The sequence below is a fragment of the bacterium genome (genome assembly GCA_019637795.1).
Classification (GTDB): domain Bacteria; phylum Desulfobacterota; class Binatia; order HRBIN30; family CADEER01; genus JAHBUY01.
The window spans coordinates 302,909-321,111 of the sequence record JAHBUY010000004.1 but is presented as its reverse complement, the minus strand read 5'-3'; the positions used below and the strand labels follow the sequence as shown (position 1 = coordinate 321,111).

The 18,203-nt window shown below is 68.2% G+C and carries 21 protein-coding genes; 18 read left to right on the top strand and 3 right to left on the bottom strand.

Annotated elements, in window-relative coordinates; all coding sequences use genetic code 11:
• Positions 1-9 precede the first annotated feature (9 nt).
• Genes tpiA through gap form a run of 3 tightly spaced genes read right to left on the bottom strand, consistent with a single transcriptional unit; the run spans position 10 to position 2,967 of the window.
• Complete coding sequence (tpiA, locus tag KF840_15430) at positions 10-771, bottom strand: triose-phosphate isomerase (GenBank protein MBX3026300.1); 762 nt, start codon at positions 769-771, stop codon at positions 10-12.
• Positions 771-1,943, bottom strand: coding sequence for a phosphoglycerate kinase (locus tag KF840_15425; GenBank protein ID MBX3026299.1), 1,173 nt, complete (start codon positions 1,941-1,943; stop codon positions 771-773). Before KF840_15425 ends, tpiA begins: the two co-directional genes overlap by 1 nt.
• Positions 1,944-1,959: 16 nt before the next feature.
• A complete protein-coding gene (gene gap / locus KF840_15420) occupies positions 1,960-2,967 on the bottom strand; it encodes a type I glyceraldehyde-3-phosphate dehydrogenase (protein ID MBX3026298.1) in 1,008 nt (335 codons plus the stop codon).
• A 219-nt stretch (positions 2,968-3,186) separates the two neighbouring features.
• Between gap and tolQ the strand changes: the two genes are divergently transcribed.
• The 18 genes from tolQ to KF840_15330 all read left to right on the top strand — a co-directional run bounded on the left by tolQ (position 3,187) and on the right by KF840_15330 (position 18,141).
• The gene (gene tolQ, locus KF840_15415; protein MBX3026297.1) at positions 3,187-3,855 is read left to right on the top strand and encodes a protein TolQ; all 669 of its coding nucleotides are present in this window, start codon (positions 3,187-3,189) and stop codon (positions 3,853-3,855) included.
• 6 nt (positions 3,856-3,861) lie between these two features.
• A complete protein-coding gene (gene tolR / locus KF840_15410; GenBank protein MBX3026296.1) occupies positions 3,862-4,272 on the top strand; it encodes a protein TolR in 411 nt (136 codons plus the stop codon).
• The gene (gene tolA / locus KF840_15405) at positions 4,272-5,591 is read left to right on the top strand and encodes a cell envelope integrity protein TolA (protein MBX3026295.1); all 1,320 of its coding nucleotides are present in this window, start codon (positions 4,272-4,274) and stop codon (positions 5,589-5,591) included. Before tolR ends, tolA begins: the two co-directional genes overlap by 1 nt.
• Positions 5,591-6,883 carry a Tol-Pal system beta propeller repeat protein TolB gene (gene tolB / locus KF840_15400; protein ID MBX3026294.1) on the top strand — a complete coding sequence of 431 codons (1,293 nt, stop codon included), beginning with the start codon at positions 5,591-5,593 and terminating at the stop codon, positions 6,881-6,883. Before tolA ends, tolB begins: the two co-directional genes overlap by 1 nt.
• 38 nt (positions 6,884-6,921) lie before the next feature.
• On the top strand, positions 6,922-7,470 hold the full coding sequence (pal, locus tag KF840_15395; GenBank protein MBX3026293.1) for a peptidoglycan-associated lipoprotein Pal: 549 nt from the start codon (positions 6,922-6,924) through the stop codon (positions 7,468-7,470).
• Positions 7,422-8,213 carry a tol-pal system protein YbgF gene (ybgF, locus tag KF840_15390; protein MBX3026292.1) on the top strand — a complete coding sequence of 264 codons (792 nt, stop codon included), beginning with the start codon at positions 7,422-7,424 and terminating at the stop codon, positions 8,211-8,213. The genes pal and ybgF overlap by 49 nt, the downstream gene beginning before the upstream one ends.
• 26 nt (positions 8,214-8,239) lie before the next feature.
• Positions 8,240-9,079: an adenylyltransferase/cytidyltransferase family protein gene (locus tag KF840_15385; protein MBX3026291.1), complete on the top strand. Its 840-nt coding sequence runs from the start codon at positions 8,240-8,242 to the stop codon at positions 9,077-9,079.
• 13 nt (positions 9,080-9,092) lie between these two features.
• Entirely contained in the window at positions 9,093-10,100 is a 1,008-nt protein-coding gene (locus KF840_15380) for an RluA family pseudouridine synthase (protein ID MBX3026290.1), read from the top strand.
• A 38-nt stretch (positions 10,101-10,138) separates the two neighbouring features.
• Positions 10,139-11,566, top strand: coding sequence for a transcription termination factor Rho (gene rho / locus KF840_15375; protein ID MBX3026289.1), 1,428 nt, complete (start codon positions 10,139-10,141; stop codon positions 11,564-11,566).
• A gap of 183 nt (positions 11,567-11,749) precedes the next feature.
• Entirely contained in the window at positions 11,750-12,553 is an 804-nt protein-coding gene (rpsB, locus tag KF840_15370) for a 30S ribosomal protein S2 (protein MBX3026288.1), read from the top strand.
• A complete protein-coding gene (gene tsf, locus KF840_15365) occupies positions 12,550-13,161 on the top strand; it encodes a translation elongation factor Ts (GenBank protein MBX3026287.1) in 612 nt (203 codons plus the stop codon). Before rpsB ends, tsf begins: the two co-directional genes overlap by 4 nt.
• A 7-nt stretch (positions 13,162-13,168) precedes the next feature.
• Positions 13,169-13,924, top strand: a complete 756-nt coding sequence (gene pyrH, locus KF840_15360; GenBank protein MBX3026286.1) for a UMP kinase — start codon at positions 13,169-13,171, stop codon at positions 13,922-13,924.
• Complete coding sequence (gene frr, locus KF840_15355) at positions 13,924-14,487, top strand: ribosome recycling factor (GenBank protein ID MBX3026285.1); 564 nt, start codon at positions 13,924-13,926, stop codon at positions 14,485-14,487. The genes pyrH and frr overlap by 1 nt, the downstream gene beginning before the upstream one ends.
• 66 nt (positions 14,488-14,553) lie before the next feature.
• The gene (gene uppS / locus KF840_15350; GenBank protein ID MBX3026284.1) at positions 14,554-15,261 is read left to right on the top strand and encodes a di-trans,poly-cis-decaprenylcistransferase; all 708 of its coding nucleotides are present in this window, start codon (positions 14,554-14,556) and stop codon (positions 15,259-15,261) included.
• Complete coding sequence (locus tag KF840_15345) at positions 15,248-16,072, top strand: phosphatidate cytidylyltransferase (protein MBX3026283.1); 825 nt, start codon at positions 15,248-15,250, stop codon at positions 16,070-16,072. The genes uppS and KF840_15345 overlap by 14 nt, the downstream gene beginning before the upstream one ends.
• A complete protein-coding gene (gene rseP / locus KF840_15340; GenBank protein MBX3026282.1) occupies positions 16,069-17,139 on the top strand; it encodes an RIP metalloprotease RseP in 1,071 nt (356 codons plus the stop codon). The genes KF840_15345 and rseP overlap by 4 nt, the downstream gene beginning before the upstream one ends.
• 7 nt (positions 17,140-17,146) lie before the next feature.
• Positions 17,147-17,848 (top strand): tRNA (adenosine(37)-N6)-threonylcarbamoyltransferase complex dimerization subunit type 1 TsaB, encoded by a 702-nt coding sequence (gene tsaB / locus KF840_15335; protein MBX3026281.1) that lies wholly within the window; start codon positions 17,147-17,149, stop codon positions 17,846-17,848.
• A 68-nt stretch (positions 17,849-17,916) separates the two neighbouring features.
• A complete protein-coding gene (locus KF840_15330) occupies positions 17,917-18,141 on the top strand; it encodes a DUF465 domain-containing protein (protein MBX3026280.1) in 225 nt (74 codons plus the stop codon).
• Positions 18,142-18,203 lie beyond the last annotated feature (62 nt).

The window sequence follows — 18,203 nt, the reverse complement described above, 5'->3', positions numbered from 1 at the left end:
GTGGCGGGGTCAGGCGTTGAAGCGGACGATGCGCGCGAAGTCGGCGGCCTGCAGACTGGCACCGCCCACAAGGGCGCCGTCGAGGTCTGGCTGCGCCATCAGCGCATCGATGTTGTCCGGTTTCACGCTGCCTCCATAAAGGATTCTCACCGCAGCGGCAATCTCGGGTCCCCCTTGGGCCGCAAGCATCTCGCGGAGGGCGCGATGGACCTCCTGCGCCTGCTCCGGAGTCGCCACCTTGCCCGTGCCGATGGCCCACACGGGTTCGTAGGCGATGACGACGCGTCGTAGTGCCGCCGGGTCGAGATCGCTGACCGCCGCGCTCACCTGGCGCCCGACCACCGCCAGCGTGGTGCCGGATTCGCGCTCGGCCAACGTCTCGCCGACACAGATGATCGGCGTCAGATCAGCGCGCAGCGCCGCTGCCGTCTTGCGCCCGACCCATTGGTCCGAGTCGCCGAAGAACTGACGCCGCTCGGAGTGCCCGACGATGACGTGGCTGCAGCCGGCGCTCGCCAGCATCGGTCCGGACACCTCCCCGGTATAGGCGCCCTGGTCCTCCCAGTAGAGATCCTGGCCGGCCACGTGGACGCGCGTGCCCCGCAGGCGCGCGGCGACCGCCGCGATGGCGGTGAAGGGTGGGGCGACCAGTACGTCGCGATCTGCCGCCGTGTCGATCAACGGCAGCAGGGCATCGATCAACGACAAGGCTTCGTCGATCCGGCAGTGCAGCTTCCAGTTGCCTGCCAGGAGCGGCGTCCGAGCGGTCATCAGCTCGCTGCCAGCGCGGCCAGGCCGGGCAGGGGATCGCCTTCGACGAACTCGAGCGACGCGCCGCCACCGGTGGAGATGTGGGAGATATCATCGGCGCGCCCGGAGCGGATTACCGCCGCGACGGAATCGCCACCGCCGATGATACTGGTCGCCTCGGAGTCGGCGACCGCGGCGGCGATCGCCACGGTGCCGCGATCGAACGGCGGTACCTCGAACATCCCCAGCGGGCCGTTCCAGAAGATGGTGCGCGCTTGCGCCAGGGCAGCCCGGAAGCGCTCGACCGTCTCCGGACCGATGTCGAGGGCGACCTGATCCGCTGCGATCTCGCGCACGGTCACGGCGGCGTCGGGGCGCTTCGCATCCGGCGTGACGACATGGTCCACCGGCAACAGCATCATCACGCCGCGCTTCGCCGCGTCCTCCAGCAGGCTGCTGGCGAGCGGGATCTGGTCCTCCTCGACCAGCGACCTGCCGGTCGCCACGCCCTGGGCGCGCAGGAACGTGTAGGCCATCGCGCCGCCGATCAGCAGCGAGTCGACCCGCGACAGCAGCGAGCGAATGACCTTGATCTTGTCCGAGACCTTCGCGCCGCCGAGGATGGCGACCAGCGGCCGCGCCGGCGACTGCAGGACCTTGCCGAGGTATTCGCATTCGCGCTGCAGGAGAAAGCCCGCGGCGCGCTCCGCGACGAAGGGCACCATGCCGGCGGTCGAAGCGTGCGCCCGGTGCGCGGTGCCGAAGGCGTCGTTGACGTAGACATCGGCCAGCCGCGCGAGCGCGCGCGCGAAAGCCTCGTCGTTCTTTTCCTCTTCGGCGTGGAAGCGCAGGTTCTCGAGCAACAGCACCTCGCCCGGCGCGAGCGCCGTCGCCATCGCCTCCGCCTCGGGACCGACGCAATCGGGCGCCAGCGGTACCGGCTGGTTGAGAATCGTGGCCAGCACCTTGCGCACAGGTTCGAGGCTGAAAGCGGGATCGACTTTGCCCTTCGGCCGGCCGAGGTGGGAGGCGAGGATCACCCGGGCCCCCTGCTTCAGCGCATAGCGTATCGTCGGCAGCGCCGCCTCGATTCGCGTCGCATCGCTGACCGCGCCGTTCTTCAGCGGCACGTTGAAGTCGACGCGGATGAAGACCCGCTTGCCGTTCAGGTCGAGATCGTTGAGCAGTCGCATCGGCCCCGCTCTCGGTTCAGAGCTTGGCTCCGATCAGCGTGGCGACGTCGACCATCCGGTTCGAGAATCCCCACTCGTTGTCATACCAGGACAGGACCTTGCAGAAATTGCCGGCCATCACCTTGGTGAGCGGCAGATCGACGGTCGACGAGGCCGACGAGCCGTTGAAATCGATCGACACCAGTTCCTGCTCGGCGCAGGCGAGGATGTTCTTGAGCGGGCCGGCGGCCGCCGCGCGCATGGCGTCGTTGATCTGCTGCTCGGTGGCCGCGCCCTTGAGCTCCGCTGTCAGGTCGACCACCGAGACGTTCGGCGTCGGCACCCGGATCGCCATGCCGTCCAACTTGCCCTTCAGGTCGGGCAGCACCTCGCCGACCGCGCGGGCCGCGCCGGTGGTGGTTGGAATCATCGACATCGCCGCGGCCCGGGCGCGCCGGAGGTCCTTGTGCGGCAGGTCGAGGATCTGCTGGTCGTTGGTGTAGGCGTGCACCGTCGTCATGAGGCCGCGCGTGATGCCGAACTGCTCGTGCAGGACCTTGGCGACCGGCGCCAGGCAATTGGTCGTGCACGAGGCGTTCGAGACCACGTGATGCTTCGCCGCCTCGTAGGCGAGGTGGTTGACCCCGAAGCAGATCGTCAGGTCGGCGCCCTTCGCCGGAGCGGAGATGATGACCTTCTTGGCGCCGGCGGCCAGGTGGGCCGCCGCCTTGTCGCGGTCGGTGAACAGGCCCGTGCACTCGAGCACGACGTCGACCCCGAGATCCTTCCAGGGCAATTTGGCCGGGTCCCGTTCGCTGAATACGCGGATCGGCTTGCCGTCTACGAGGAGCGCCTTGTCGCTCGGCTCGACCGCGCAGGACAGGGTGCCGTGGACGGAGTCGTACTTGAGCAGATGTGCCAGGGTCTTGGGGTCGGTGAGGTCGTTGACCGCGACGAACTCGAGAGAGCTGCCGTGCTTGAGCGCGGCGCGCAGGATGTTGCGACCGATCCGGCCAAAACCGTTGATACCGACCTTGGTTGCCATCGTCAGAGCTCTCCTGCTGGAAGAGGGAAAAACCGAGTCGTTCCCAGTTTAGCGTTGCGAAGTCAAGAAACTAGGGCGCAGCTTCGTTGACTCGCGTGGGTGGCCCATAATAGCGTTCGATTCGCAGGGGTGGTGGTGAGGTAGCTGATGGCAGCGGCAATGGTGCCGTCCCTTCTGGCGGCGCTGACAGTCGGCGCGGGTCCGAGCAATGACGACCTGCTGACGATGGTGACGGGTTCCGGACCCGTCGTGCAGGCCGTGCTCTACCTCTTGGTCTTCTTTTCGATCGCCAGTTGGGGGGTGATCCTCTACAAAGCACGCCAGATCCGCACCGCGCGGCGCGCTTCCGATCGCTTCATCGAGACCTTCTGGGAGACGAAGAATCTCACCACCGTTCATGCCGCGAGCCAGGAGATGGCCGACAGTCCGGTGGCGCAGGTGTTCCGCGCCGGCTACCAGGAGTTGGTCCGCCTGACCCGCGCCAAACGGCAGGCGGAAGAGGCGCAGCTCAGCACCGATCTGGGCGGCGTCGCCAACGTCGAGCGTGCCATGCGGCGCGCCGCCACGCAGCAGTTGACGTCGCTCGAGCGTGCGCTGACGTTCCTCGCCACGACGGCGAGTGCGACGCCGTTCATCGGGCTCTTCGGCACCGTGTGGGGCATCATGCACGCCTTCCTCGGCCTGAGCGCCACCCAGTCGTCGACCATCCAGGCGGTGGCGCCGGGCATCGCCGAGGCGCTGATCGCCACCGCGACCGGCCTGTTCGCTGCCATCCCGGCCGTCGTCGCGTACAACTCCTTCTCACGACAGATTCGCGTCCTGTCGGCTGAGATGGACAATTTCGGCTTCGAGTTCCTCAACATCGCCGAACGGCACTTTCTCAACTGAGACCCAATGGCGTTCACCAGCGAGCGCAACAACGAAGCGTTGTCGCAGATCAACGTGACGCCGCTCGTCGACGTCATGCTGGTGCTGCTCGTCATCTTCATGGTGACCGCACCGATCCTGCACCAGGGCGTCGACGTGAACCTGCCGAAGGTGAAGGCCGGGCCGGTCAGCGGCGACGAGGTGCAACTGGTCGTGACCGTCACGCGCGCTGGCGAGATCTACCTCAATGACACGGCGATGAGCGCCCCCGACCTGTTGAGCAGGATGCAGGGCGTCCTGCGCGAGGCGCCCGATCGCAGCGTGTTCGTTCGTGCCGACGCCGCGGTGCCCTATGGAGAGGTGATGCGGGTCATCGGCTCGCTGCGCGAGGCCGGCGTCCAGCGACTCGGCATGATTACGGAGGCACCGCAGTCCTGATGCACTCGGCGGCGCCGGAGCTCGCGCCGCGCGGTGTCGAGCGCGGCCTCATCGGCACCATCGTCATCTCGGCGCTGGTCCACGTCGGCGCCATCGGCCTGCTGGTCGCCATGCCGGGCCGCTTCCTCAGCGCCCCACCGCGCGTGCAATCGTACACCGTCGATCTCGTCGCGCCGGATGTGATCGGCGGCACCAATTTGCTCCCCGGTGGCGGACCGAAGAAGCCCGTCGCCGCCAAGCTCGAGCCTCAGGCTGCCGAGCCCGCGCCCGCGGCGGTGCCGCCGCCGCAGGCCGTGGCTCCGCCACCCGCCGCGGAACCGGTCGTCCCGCCTCCGCCGCTCGCCGAGGCGCCGGAGGCGATCGAGCCGGCGAAGCCGGTGGAGGCGCCGCAACCGCAACCACAGCCGCCGGTCGCCGCCGAGCCGCCCAAGCCACCGCCAAAGCCGGTCGACGCGAAGCCGGCGGACGCAAAGCCGGAGCCGAAGGCGCCCGAACCGAAGCCGAAATCCGAGGTGAAGCCGCCGCAGCCCGCAAAGCCTGCCGAAGCGCTGAAGGGGAAGCCTGCTGCCGAAGCGCCGAAGCCGAAGGCGGTCGCGGAGAACAAGCCGGCAGCGCCGGCTCCACCGTCCGCTGCCCCGGCGAAGGCGAAGCCGGCGGAGAAGCCGCCGGCGCCGGCGGCGCAGAAGCCGGCGCCGGAGAAGGACGCCGCGAAGCCGGCGGAGGCGGCCAAGTCGGTCGCGAAGGTGCCGCCCAAGACCGCGCCGAGCAAGGCCGTCGCGGTGGCGCCGACGCCGGCGGCGAAGCAACCGGTGGACGAGGCGCAGCGGCGCGATCAGGCGATTCGCGCCGCGGTGCAGAAGCGCGCCGCGGAAGAGGGGCAACGCGCAGCGACGGGCAAGGCCGTGGACGATCGCATCGCCGCTGCGGTGCAGAAGCGCGCGCAGCAGCTCGAGAAGGGTGGTTCCGGCGCGCCGAGCGCCGGCGGCCCCATCTCGGCCGGCCCCGGGAGCGGCGTCGGCGGCACCCCGACCGACCTGCAGTACGTCCTCTACGAAGGGCGGATGCGCGAGCGCATCAAGAACGCCTGGGCCTGGAGTGGTGCCGACCGCTCGCTCACCGTCATCATCCAATTCAACGTCGCGCCCGACGGACAGATCCGCAACGTCCACACCATTCAATCGAGCGGCGACACCTCCTATGATGCCTCGGCCGAGCGCGCCGTACGCGCCGTAAATCCACTCGAACCGGTTCCCGAGAAGTACCGGGACGCCTTTGCCACCGTCGAGCTGACCTTCCGGGCCAGCGATCTGGAGTCGTGATGCGCATCAGCCCACTCGTCCTGGCCGGAGTCGTCGCCGCGGTGGTGGCGCATCCGGCCGTCGGCCAGGTCCGTTCGACGATCGTCGGTCCCGGGGTCACCCGCTATCCGATTGCCGTCGCCCCCCTCAAGCAGATCACCGGCGGCGCCGGTGATCGCTTCACCGAGGTGCTGGGACGCGACCTCGAGCTCTCGGGACTGTTCCGCGTCCTGCCGCGCGACGCGTACATCGAGAACGCACAGACCGCCGGCGTCACCGCCGAGGCGATCAACTTCGAGAACTGGTCGGTGATCGGCGCCCTGGCGCTGGTGAAGGGGACCGCGGAGCGGCAGGGCAACGATCTGACGATCGAAGCGCGGCTCTTCGACGTCGGTCAGCGGCGTCAATTGGCGGGGCGTCGCTTCCGCGGCGTCGTCGGTGACGAACGACGGATGGCCAATCGCTTCGCCGACGAGGTCATCCAGACTTTCACCGGCGAGCGCGGACCGTTTGATTCGCAGATCGCCTTCCTGTCGACCCGCAGCGGCCGCTTCAAGGATGTGTACGTCATGGGCGCCGATGGCGAGGACGTGCGCCGCATCACCAGCGAGAACACGATCAACCTGTCGCCGTCGTGGGCGCCGGACAACCGGTCGCTGATCCTGACCTCGTTCCGCAGCGGCAACCCGGATCTCTACGCGATCGGGCTCGGGCGCGGCGCCTGGTCGCGGTTGTCGGCGCTGCGCGGCCTCAATCTCGGTGGGCGCTGGTCGCCGGACGGCAGGCAGATTGCGGTCACGCTCGAGTTCGATGGCAACCCGGAGATCGCCATCCTCAATCCGGACGGTTCGTTGGCGCGCCGACTGACCGAACACTGGGCCGTCGACGTGTCCGCCAATTGGTCGCCCGACGGCACGCAGCTCGTCTTCTGTTCCGATCGATCGGGGTCGCCGCAGATTTACGTGATGAACGCCGACGGCAGCGGCGTGCGTCGGGTGAGCAGCGCGGGGCGCTACAATACCTCGCCGAGTTGGGCGCCGAAGGGCGATCGCATCGCGTATGCGACGCGCGCCGATGGGCGTTTTCAGATCATGACCGTCAAGACCGACGGCTCCGACGCGCGTCAGGTGACATCGGTCGGCAGCAACGAGGATCCGAGTTGGTCGCCCGACGGTCGCTATCTCGTCTTCAGCTCCAAACGCGGCGGCGCAGCAAAAATCTATCTCTCGGATCTGTCTGGAGCGAACCAAGCAGAATTGACCACGGGGGGGGGCGGTGATACCTCTCCAGCGTGGTCGGGTTGGTTGGAGTAGCGCGATCCGCGCGGCTCCACTGGATGAGGGTACACGCGATGAACAGGTCGTTCGTTGGGTTGGCGGTGGTGTTGGCCATGCTCGTCTCGCTTGGGTGCTCGTCCAAAAAGAAGGGCAGCGCGGGCCTCGAGGGGCAGGAAGGTGAGGCAGGCTACGGCGAGGAATCGCTCGGTGCTGGTGGCGCGCCGGGCGGTAGCCTGGCGCTGGCGCAGCAGGGCAAGTACGGCGCCGGCGGCGCTGGCAGCGATTCCGGCCCCCTGCACGACATCCATTTCAACTACGACTCGTTCGAGCTCGACGAATCGGCGCGGCAGACCCTGCAGGAAGATGCCGAGTGGCTCAAGGATCACCCCGAGGTGCGGGTCGAGATCGAAGGGCACTGTGACAACCGTGGCACCGTGGAGTACAATCTCGCGCTGGGAGCCAAACGGGCCGCCGCGGCGAAGAGCTATCTCATCGCTCTCGGGATTGGCCGCGACCGCCTGACCACGATCAGTTACGGCGAGGAGTTGCCGCTGTGCCAGGAGGAAACCGAGTCGTGCTGGAGCCGGAACCGGCGCGCCCATCTCGTGCCCGTCGGCAACTGACCGCGATTGCCTGTCTCGCGTCGCTGACGGTCGCCGGCTGCGTCACCCGCGCTGACTTCGAGCGCGTGCGCCGCGATCAGCAGGAGATGCGAGCGTCGCTGGCGGATCTGCAGGTGTCGGTCGACGCGCTCTCGCGCCGTGTCGACACCATGCGCTCGTCGCAGTCGGATTCGAAGACGCGCGCGGCACAGGATCGGGTCAAGGAGCTGGAGCGGCGTCTCGCCGACATCGAGGCGTCGCGGACCGCCGAGCCTACGTCGACTCCGGGCGCCGGGGCGGAGGCCAGCCCGACAGCGACGCCGATCGCCCGCGTTGCCGGCAGCGACGCGGCGCAGATCGCGATGCGTCGCGACGCGCAGACGGCGAGCAGCGCACCGCTGTCGTACCAGCGGGCGCTGCAGCTCTATCGCGACAACCAGCACGAGCAGGCGATCAACGGTTTCCGGGATTTCCTGCGCGGCAACCCGAAATCGCCGCTGGCCGACAACGCCCAGTACTGGATCGGCGAGGCGTACTACGCGCAGGGCGACTACAATCGCTCGATCATCGAGTTCAACGAGGTGCTGCTCAAGTTTCCGCAGGGGGACCAGGTGCCCGGAGCGCTGCTGGCCCTGGCGAGTGCCTTCTCGACCTCGGGGGACAAGATCGACGCCAAGCTGGTGCTGCAGAAACTCATCAGCGACCACCCGAGCTCGGAGGAAGCGCAGATCGGGCGGCAGCAGCTCCAGTCCCTCGCCGACTGACGCGCCCGCGCGGCGCCCTGCGCTCCATGCTGCTGGTTCGTCATCTGGCGCGCACAGAGCCGGTCACTCGGCCGCGAGTGGTCGCCGTCGGGCGTTTCGATGGAGTGCACCGCGGCCACCAGCGGGTGCTCGGCCGCCTCGCCGCGCTGGCCCGCGCGCGTCGCGCCGAAGCGGTGGTGGCCCTCCGCTATGCGCCCGAGCGCGGCCGGGCGTTGACCACCCTGCGGCAACGAGTAGCACTGCTGCGCGAGTGGGGGGTCGACTGGGGGGTGCTGCTCGGCCGGGACGACCCGGCTGACGACGCGGCCGTGGCGGCGCGTCTCGGTGCGGCGGCGCTGGTTACCGGCGGCGAGCTGACGGGGCCAGGCGTGGACGTCGAGCGGGTAGAGCTGGCGCTGAACGGCGCCTTGCCGCTGACGGCGGCGAACATTCGCGAATGGCTCATCGGCGGTGACCTCCCGGCGGTGGAGCGTGCGCTCGGGCGGCCGCACGCCGTCGAGGGTCCGGTGATCCACGGGTTTCATCGCGGCGCCCGGCTTGGCATTCCGACCGCCAACTTGCGCGTGCAGCATCTCGTGCTGCCGCCGGACGGCGTGTACGCGGTGCGCGCCGTCCACCGGGGCGTCCGGCGCGATGGCGTCGCGAACATCGGCTTGAATCCGACCTTCGGCAATGTTGCGCGCTCGGTCGAGACCCATCTCTTCGAGTTCAGTGGCGACCTGTACGGAGAGCGTCTCGAGGTGTCGTTCGTGGCGCGGTTGCGGGGCGAGCAGAAGTTCGCAGGCATCGAAGCGCTGGTGGCGCAGATCCGTGCCGACATGGCGGCGGCGCGCGACCTGCTCGCGACGCACGGCAATGGCCACTGATGAGCCGCGCCACATGTGGACGGTGGGCGCAGCGGAGGCAGGTGCGCGCCTCGATCACTTCCTCACCGAGCGCCAGGTGCTGGGGACGCGATCGCAGGTGCGACGTCTGATCGCGGCCGGCCGGGTACGCGTCGGTGATCGCGCGGTGAAGCCCGGCACCACGTTGCGCGCCGGTGACGAGATCGTCGCCGACCCACTGCCGCTGCCCGAGATTCGCGCCGTCGCGGCGCCAATCGACCTCGACGTCCTCTTCGAGGATGCGTCGCTGCTGGCGATCAACAAACCGCCCGGTCTGGTGGTGCACCCGGCGCCGGGACACTGGCAGGGCACGTTGGTGAGTGCCCTGCTGCATCGCTGGCAGGCGGTGCCAACGGATCTCGATCCGGATCGCCTCGGCATCGTCCATCGCCTCGACAAGGACACCTCGGGGATTCTCCTCATCGCACGGACGTCCGCGGCACTCGCCAACCTTGGCGATCAGTTCCGGCGCCGCGAGATCAAGAAGGACTACCTGGCCCTGGTCTGGGGCGCGCCGCGACCGTCGCGCGGGGTCATCGACCGGCCGATCGGTCGTCATCCGGTCGAGCGCAAGAAGATGGCGGTGCGGGCGCGCGGCCGCGTGGCAACCACCCGGTACGAGGTGCTCGAGCAATCGGGTCGCGTCGCGCTGGTGCGGGCGAATCCGGAAACCGGCCGGACCCACCAGATTCGCGTTCACCTCGCCTCGATCGGCCACCCGGTGGTCTCTGACCTCCTGTACGCGCGCGGACACCCGGGCCAGAGCGATCTGATCCCACGCCAGGCGCTGCACGCCGAGGCGATCGACTTCCGCCACCCGACGAGCGGGGAGCGGATGAGGCTCGCCGCCCCCCTGCCGACGGACTTCGCCGCGGCGCTGGCGGCCCTGCGCGGCACAAGCTTGACATCCCAGATGCCGTCCCATAGCGTCCCGCCCGATTCCACGACCCGGCGCCGCTCTGGATCAACCTCCAGGCCCTCGCGCCGGCGTTCCCCTGCCTGACAATTCCACCACCACACGCCCCACGGAGAGGATCCAACATGGCCGACGAGAGCGTCGGGAGGAATCGGACACCGTCTGCGGCGGCGGTCGCAGGCCGTGTCGAGCGCCGCCGTCGCGATGGCGACGGCGGCGCCGTCGCCGCCGAGGTCGCCGTGGCGCCGCCCGCCGAACCGACCGACGACGCCGTGGAGGAGGAGGCGGTCAACGGTGACCATGGCCTCAATCTCAAGTCGCTGAAATCGAAGAAGATCAGCGAGCTGGCGCAGATCGCCAAGGGTTTCAACGTCGATGGCGCGTCGGCGATGCGCAAGCAGGAGCTGATCTTCGCGATTCTCGGCGCGCAGACCGAGCAGAGCGGTCTGGTGTACGGGGAGGGCGTGCTGGAGATCCTGCCCGACGGCTTCGGCTTCCTGCGGGCGCCCGACTACAACTACCTCCCCGGTCCCGACGACATCTACGTCTCGCCCAGCCAGATCCGCCGCTTCAACCTGCGCACCGGTGATGTCGTGTCCGGCCAGATCCGCCCCCCCAAGGAGGGCGAGCGCTACTTCGCGCTGCTCAAGGTCGAGGCCATCAACTACGAGGAGCCGGAGCGGGCGCGCGACATCATCCTCTTCGACAACCTGACGCCGCTCTACCCCAACGAACAGCTCCGCCTCGAGCACGATCCCGAAGAGCACACGACTCGCCTCATCGACCTCTTCACGCCGATCGGCAAGGGCACACGCGGCCTCATCGTCGCCCCGCCACGCACCGGCAAGACGGTGATGCTGCAGAACATCGCGCACGGCATCACCCGCAACCACAAGGAGGTCGTCCTCATCGTGCTGCTCATCGACGAGCGGCCAGAGGAAGTGACCGACATGCAGCGCTCGGTCGAGGGCGAAGTCATCAGCTCGACGTTCGACGAGCCGGCCACGCGCCATGTCCAGGTCGCCGAGATGGTGATCGAGAAGGCGAAGCGCCTGGTCGAGCACGGGCGCGACGTCGTGATTCTGCTCGACAGCATCACCCGCCTGGCGCGCGCCTACAACACCGTCGTACCGCCAAGCGGCAAGATCCTCTCCGGCGGCGTCGATTCGAACGCGCTGCACAAGCCGAAGAAGTTCCTCGGCGCGGCGCGCAACATCGAGGATGGCGGCAGCCTGACGATCCTCGGCACCGCCCTGATCGACACCGGAAGCCGCATGGACGAAGTGATCTTCGAGGAGTTCAAGGCGACCGGCAACATGGAGGTCCACCTCGACCGCCGTCTGGTCGACAAGCGGACCTTCCCGGCCATCGACATCAATCGTTCAGGCACCCGCAAGGAAGAGCTGCTGCTCGGCAAGGACGTCACCAAGCGAATCTGGGTCCTGCGCAAGCTGCTGTCCCAGCTCAACCCCGTCGAGGCCATGGAATTCCTCATCGACAAGATCGAGGGCACGAAGAACAACGCGGAATTTCTGGAGAATATGAACCAGTAGTGGACGAGATCCCTGCGCCGCGGAGGGCGCTGCGGGCACGGGGGACGGCGGCCACGGCAGGAATTCGCCGTGCCCGCAGCGCCCTCCGCGGCGCAGAGCCTGTTCCCGCCGCACGGTGGTTGCCCGAGGTGGAAAACATCTGCTAGGCGTACGGATCACCCAAAGCAGAACGAGGAGCGCGGAATGCCGGAAGTGAGTATGAAGCAGCTCCTGGAGGCCGGCGTGCACTTCGGCCACCAGACGAGCCGCTGGAACCCGAAGATGAAGCCGTACATTTTCGGGGCCCGCAACGGGATCTACATCATCGACCTGCAGCAGACGGTGAAGATGCTGCAGGACGCCACGGCGTACGTGCGCGATCTCGCTGCCAGCGGCGGCTCGCTCCTCTGTGTCGGAACCAAGAAGCAGGCGCAGGACGCCGTCATGGAAGAGGCGGAGCGCTGCGGCGCTTTCTACGTCAGCAATCGCTGGCTCGGTGGAACGCTCACCAACTTCCAGACCGTCAAGCAGAGCGTCGAGCGACTGCGCAAGCTCGAGGAGATGCTCGAGGATCCGAACCAGACCGAGGGCCTGAAGAAGCGCGAGCTCCTCGAGCTCAGCCGCGAGCGCGACCGCCTGGTGCATACGCTCGGCGGCATCAAGACCATGCGCAAGCTGCCGGACGCCCTGTTCATCATCGATACCATCAAGGAAGACATCGCGGTCAAGGAAGCCAACAAGCTCGGCATTCCGGTGGTCGCGGTGGTCGATTCGAACTGCGATCCGGACATGATCGACTACCGCATTCCGGGCAACGACGATGCGATCCGCGCCATCCGCCTGTTCTGCGGCGCGATCGCCGACTCGGTGCTCGAGGGACGCGCGGTGTACGAGGAGCGTGCCCGCGGCGTCGACGCGCCGGCGGAGCCCTCGGCGCGGCCGGCACCGACCGCAGCGGTGGAGCGTGAATTCGCGCCCGAGACGGCGTCGGAAGGGGCGATCGAATGAGCGAGGTGAGCGCCTCGTCGGTGCGCGATCTGCGCGAGCGCACGGGCGCCGGCATGATGGATTGCAAGAAGGCGCTGGCCGAGGTCGACGGCGACATCGAGAAGGCCATTGTCTACCTGCGCGAGAAGGGCCTGGCGGCCGCCGCCAAACGGGCCGGCCGCACGGCGGCCGACGGTCTGGTGGAGGCCTACATCCACGCTGGCGGCAAGATCGGAGTGCTGATCGAGGTCAACTGCGAGACCGACTTCGTCGCTCGCACGGACGACTTCCGCGGCCTGGTGCGCGATCTGGCGATGCAGGTTGCCGCCGCCAACCCGCGCTACGTGAGCCGCGAGGACGTGCCCGCGGAGGTGCTGGAACAGGAGCGCCAGATCTACGCCGCGCAGGCGGCGAGCAGCGGTAAGCCGGCGCCGGTGATCGAGAAGATGGTCGCCGGCAAGATCGAGAAGTTCTACGCCGACGTCTGCCTGCTCGAGCAGGCCTTCATCAAGGACGCCGACAAGCCGGTCTCCCGGTTGGTGTCGGACGCGGTGGCGAAGATGGGCGAGAACATCGTCGTCCGCCGCTTCGCGCGGTTCCAACTCGGCGAGCAGTCCGGCGAACACTGAGGCGTCCATGGGCGCGCGCGACGAGGTGGATGCCACGGACCGCACGCCGGTCCGCGGTCTGCGCTACCGGCGCGTCCTGCTCAAGCTGAGCGGCGAGGCCCTGATGGGCAACGCCGCCTTCGGCATCGACACCGCGGTGCTGGCGGCGATCGGCGAGGAGATCCGCGCCGCCAGCGAGCACGGCGTCGAGGTGGCGCTGGTCATCGGCGGCGGCAACATCTTCCGCGGCGTGCACGTCGCGGACCAGGGGACCGACCGAGCCACCGGCGACTACATGGGCATGCTGGCAACGGTGATCAACGCCTTGGCCCTGCAGGACGCGCTCGAGCGGCACGGCCTGCCCACCCGCGTCATGTCGGCCATCGAGATCCGCCAGATCGCCGAGCCCTACATCCGGCGCCGAGCCATGCGGCACCTGGAGAAGGGGCGTATCGTCATCTTCGCCGCCGGCACCGGCAATCCCTTCTTCAGCACCGACACGGCCGCGAGCCTGCGCGCCGCCGAGATCGGCGCCGGGATCATCCTGAAGGCCACGAAGGTGGACGGCGTCTACAACGCCGACCCCAAGCTCGACGCCAACGCCACCCGGTTCTCGGAGCTGGCGTACAACGATTTTCTCCGCCAACAGCTCAAGGTCATGGATGCGACCGCGGTCACCCTGTGCCGCGAGAATTCGTTGCCGATCATGGTCTTCAACATGACGGTGCAGGGAAACATCCAGCGGGCGCTGCGCGGCGAGATGATCGGCACTCTGGTGCACTGATGGGCGCGACCGAAGACGTTCTCGCCGACGTCAAGAAGGAAATGGAGGACACCGTCACGGCGATGCGCCGGGAGCTCTCCCGCACGCGCACCGGCCGCGCGTCGACGGCGCTTCTCGAGGGCATCGTCGTCGAATACTACGGCGCGCGGACGCCGCTGAACCAACTGGCGACGCTGTCCGCTCCCGAACCCCGTCTGCTGGTGATCCAGCCCTACGACCGCAGCGCGATCAACGAGATCGAGCGGGCCATCCTGCAGTCCGACCTCGGCCTGATGCCGCAGAACGACGGCAAGTTGGTGCGCGTGCCGATCCCGGAGTTGACCGAGCAGCGGCGCAAAGATCTGGTGAAGCACGTCCGCAAGGTGGCGGAGGACTTTCGCGTTTCGATCCGCAACCACCGCCGCGACGCGAACGACATGCTCAAAGAGCTGCAGAAGGATGGCGACATCACCGAGGACGACCTGCGCCGCGGTCACGACAAGACGCAGGAGCTCACCAAGGACTACACCGAGCGGCTCGACAAGATTCTCAAGGCCAAAGAAGACGAGATCATGGAGGTGTGAGCGGTGCGCGGGCTCGACACCTCCGCGCTCGACCCGACGCGACTGCCGCGTCACGTCGCCGTCATCATGGACGGCAACGGCCGCTGGGCTCAGCGCCGCGGCCTCTCCCGCATCGAGGGCCACCGCCGTGGCAAGGAGTCGGTGCGCGCCGTGGTCGAGACGGCCCGCCGCCTCGGTATTCCGTACCTCAGCCTGTTCGCGTTCTCGACCGAGAACTGGCAGCGGCCGCACCGTGAGGTGAATGCCCTGATGGCGCTGCTCCGGCGCTACCTGCGCACCGAAGTCAAGCGCCTGATGAAGAACGAGGTGCAGGTTCGCGCCATCGGCGACATGGAGCGCTTGCCGGAAGCGGTACGCCGCGAGCTCGAGGACGTCGTCGCGCTCACTCGCGAAAATTCCCGCCTCGTCGTCGGACTGTGCGTCAGCTACGGCGGCCGGGAGGACATTCTGGCCGCCGCCAGACGGCTCGCGAGGCAGGTGCAGGCAGGTAGCCTCGACCCATCGGCGATCGACTCCCAGCGCTTCGCCGACGCGCTCGGCACCGCCGGCATGCCTGATCCCGATCTGCTCATCCGCACCAGCGGCGAGATGCGGATCTCCAACTTCTTCCTCTGGCAGCTCGCCTACACTGAGCTGTACGTCACCGACACGTTGTGGCCGGACTTCCGCGAGCAGGCGTTCGTCGACGCGCTCGTGCACTTCCAGCAGCGGGAGCGCCGCTTCGGGCTGACGGGCAAGCAACAGGAACAGGGGCGCGCCGGTGCTGCGCGCTAGGCTCGCGACCGCCGCGGTCGCGATCCCGCTGTTGTTGGCGATCATCTTCCTCGCCCCGATGTGGGGCTGGGGGGCCCTGGTCGTCGTCGTCGCCATGCTGGCGATCGTCGAGTACCTGCGTCTCGCATTCGCCGACCGGCCCGGACCGCGCGTGCTCGGCACCGCGCTCGGCGCCGCCGTGGTGCTCGCGGCGGTGAGCGCGCGGAGTCCCGGCGTCTGGGTGGTCGCCAGCCTCGCTGCCGTGCTGCCGGTGGCGATGAGCTACGTCGTCCTGGCGCGCCGCGATCTCGCCGCCGCCTTGGCCGATGTCGGCGCGATCGCCGTCGGCGTCCTGTACGGCGGTCTGTTGCTGCCGCATTTCTTCTGGCTGCGGGCGCTGCCCGATGGGGCGGCATGGGTGACCTTCGTCATCGCCATCGGCATGGCTGGTGACACCGGCGGCTACTTCGTCGGTCACGCCCTCGGCCGCCGCAAGCTGATTCCGCATCTCAGCCCAGGGAAGACGGTCGAAGGCGCGCTCGGCATCGTCGCCGCCAGCCTGCTGTGCGCGGCGCTCGCCAAGCTGGTCCTGTTTCCGCAGCGCGGGTTCGCGGAGATCCTGCTACTCGGCGCGTTGATGTCGGTGATCGGCCAGCTCGGTGACCTCAGCGAATCGGTCATGAAACGTGTCTTCGGCGCCAAGGAGTCGGGGGCGCTCTTCCCCGGCCATGGCGGCGTGCTCGATCGCATCGATAGCCTGCTTTTCCCATTGGTGCTCGTGTACTACTATCTGTTGGCGACCGGACTCGCGGTCGCGTCCCGCGCATGCTGACTGCCATCATCTCGTTCATCGTCGTGCTCGGCTCGCTGATCATCGTCCACGAGTTCGGGCATTTCCTGGTCGCCAAGTGGTCGGGGGTCGGGGTGCTGAAGTTCTCGGTCGGCTTCGGGCCAACGCTCTTCGGCCGCACGGTGAACGGCACCGAGTACGTGCTCAGCGCGATTCCGCTCGGCGGGTTCGTGAAGATGGTCGGCGAGGACCCCGACGCCACGGAACCGGTGGACCCGCGGATCTCCTTCTCGCACCAGAGCGTGTGGAAGCGGATCGCCATTGTCATTGCCGGCCCGGTGTTCAATTTGGTGTTCGCGTTCCTCATCTTCACCGTGGTGCTGGCGACTTACGGGCAGCGCGTCCCGTTGGACCAGGCGCGCATCGGCGTCGTGACCAAGGACATGCCGGCGGCGCGCGCGGGCTTGCAGGCCGATGATCTGGTGACCGCGATCGACGGCCAGGCGGTACGAACCTGGGAGGAGCTGTCGAAGGCGATTCGCGGCAGCGGCGGCGCGGCGGTGACCCTCGACGTGCAGCGTGGCGATCAGGCGCTGACGGTGGTGGTCACGCCCGAGTCTCGGCCAGAAAAGAGCATCTTCGGCGAAGCGATCGGCACGACGTACCTGATCGGCATCGAGCGCGGCTTCGCGCTGGTGTCGGTCGGCCCGTTGGAAGCGATCGCGGGCGGCGCCGACCAGACGCTGTGGTGGTGCCGCACGCTCATCATGAGCGTGGTGAAGATCGTGCAGGGGCGGATTCCGGCGCAGGAGATCGGCGGGCCGATCCTCATCGCCCAAGCAGCGGGGCAGCAGGCCCAGGTCGGCCTCGAGTCGCTCCTGCTGTTCGTCGCTGTCATCTCGATCAATCTGGGGGTCCTGAACCTGCTGCCGATCCCGATCCTCGACGGTGGTCATCTGCTGTTCTTCGTTCTGGAGATCGTGATGCGCCGCCCCCTCGACATGCGCCACCGCGAGATCGCGCAGCAGGTCGGGCTCGTGATCCTGATCAGCCTGATGGCGTTCGCCTTCTACAACGACATCCTGCGCGTCATCCGCGGGTGGGGCTGACGCGGGCGTGCGCGCCCTCGGCATCGACACCGCCACGGTCATCGCCAGCGTCGGGCTGGCCACCGACGACGCCGCAGTCGTCCGGCAGCGCCCGATGTCGAGCAGCCATGCCCGCACCTTGCTTCCGCTGATCGACGAGGTGCTCGAGACCGCAGCGGTACGGCTCTCGACGATCGACGTCCTTGCCGTCTCGATCGGACCCGGATCGTTCACCGGTCTGCGGATCGGGCTCGCAGTGGTGAAGGGGCTGGCCTTGGGGTCTGGTCTTCCCGTCGTCGCTGTGCCGACCCTTGAGGCCTACGCCCGTGCCCTCGGCCCCCGCCCGGGGACGGTGTGGCCGGTGCTCGACGCCCGCAAAGGGGAAGTCTACGCCGCCGGCTTCCGGTGGAGCGGGGCGGCGCTGACGGAGGTGGCCGCAGCGGCGGCCCTGTCGCCGGTAGCGCTCGCCAGCCTTCTGCGGCCGCCCTGTACGCTGGTCGGCGATGGTGTCGACGCATACCCGGATTGCTGGTCCACCATTCCCGGCGTCGTTGCCGTCCGCCTCGCCGAGACGCCGCCCGACGGCGCCGTCGTGGCGCGTCTGGGAGCGGCCATCCTGGGGCGCGCCGGGGCGGCGGATCTGGCGACCCTGGAGCCGCACTATTGCCGTCGCTCAGAGGCCGAATTGCACCGCGATGCAAGCCGCGCAGCGGCTGTATCCATTGAATAAGCGAAGGAAAATTGACAGGTCGAGGGGCCTGGGCTAGATGCCAGGGACCCTCCGCGGAGGCTCGAGAAATGGAGAGACACGACGAAGAACTGATCCGGTCGCTGATCGATCGGGACTTGGAGTTGCGCCGGGCCTACGAGGAGCACCTGAACCTCGAGAAACAACTCGCCGCCCTGCAGCACAAGCACTATCTGACGCCGGAGGAAGAGCTGGAGTGCAAGCGGATCCAGAAGATCAAACTGGCCGGCAAGGACCGCATCATGGAGATCCTCGGACGTTACCGCGGCGCCTGAGCATCCACCTTTCGTCGAATCGTCGCCCCGGTCGGGCGCCGGCCGCCTACTAGCATCGCCGC

What these genes read in the sequence shown, in the direction of transcription:
- tpiA (MBX3026300.1), bottom strand. Translation starts at nt 771, where the DNA reads ATGACCGCTCGGACGCCGCTCCTGGCAGGCAACTGGAAGCTGCACTGC.
- KF840_15425 (MBX3026299.1), bottom strand. Translation starts at nt 1,943, where the DNA reads ATGCGACTGCTCAACGATCTCGACCTGAACGGCAAGCGGGTCTTCATC.
- gap (MBX3026298.1), bottom strand. Translation starts at nt 2,967, where the DNA reads ATGGCAACCAAGGTCGGTATCAACGGTTTTGGCCGGATCGGTCGCAAC.
- tolR (MBX3026296.1), top strand. Translation starts at nt 3,862, where the DNA reads ATGGCGTTCACCAGCGAGCGCAACAACGAAGCGTTGTCGCAGATCAAC.
- tolA (MBX3026295.1), top strand. Translation starts at nt 4,272, where the DNA reads ATGCACTCGGCGGCGCCGGAGCTCGCGCCGCGCGGTGTCGAGCGCGGC.
- tolB (MBX3026294.1), top strand. Translation starts at nt 5,591, where the DNA reads ATGCGCATCAGCCCACTCGTCCTGGCCGGAGTCGTCGCCGCGGTGGTG.
- pal (MBX3026293.1), top strand. Translation starts at nt 6,922, where the DNA reads ATGAACAGGTCGTTCGTTGGGTTGGCGGTGGTGTTGGCCATGCTCGTC.
- KF840_15385 (MBX3026291.1), top strand. Translation starts at nt 8,240, where the DNA reads ATGCTGCTGGTTCGTCATCTGGCGCGCACAGAGCCGGTCACTCGGCCG.
- KF840_15380 (MBX3026290.1), top strand. Translation starts at nt 9,093, where the DNA reads ATGTGGACGGTGGGCGCAGCGGAGGCAGGTGCGCGCCTCGATCACTTC.
- rho (MBX3026289.1), top strand. Translation starts at nt 10,139, where the DNA reads ATGGCCGACGAGAGCGTCGGGAGGAATCGGACACCGTCTGCGGCGGCG.
- rpsB (MBX3026288.1), top strand. Translation starts at nt 11,750, where the DNA reads ATGCCGGAAGTGAGTATGAAGCAGCTCCTGGAGGCCGGCGTGCACTTC.
- tsf (MBX3026287.1), top strand. Translation starts at nt 12,550, where the DNA reads ATGAGCGAGGTGAGCGCCTCGTCGGTGCGCGATCTGCGCGAGCGCACG.
- pyrH (MBX3026286.1), top strand. Translation starts at nt 13,169, where the DNA reads ATGGGCGCGCGCGACGAGGTGGATGCCACGGACCGCACGCCGGTCCGC.
- frr (MBX3026285.1), top strand. Translation starts at nt 13,924, where the DNA reads ATGGGCGCGACCGAAGACGTTCTCGCCGACGTCAAGAAGGAAATGGAG.
- uppS (MBX3026284.1), top strand. Translation starts at nt 14,554, where the DNA reads ATGGACGGCAACGGCCGCTGGGCTCAGCGCCGCGGCCTCTCCCGCATC.
- KF840_15330 (MBX3026280.1), top strand. Translation starts at nt 17,917, where the DNA reads ATGGAGAGACACGACGAAGAACTGATCCGGTCGCTGATCGATCGGGAC.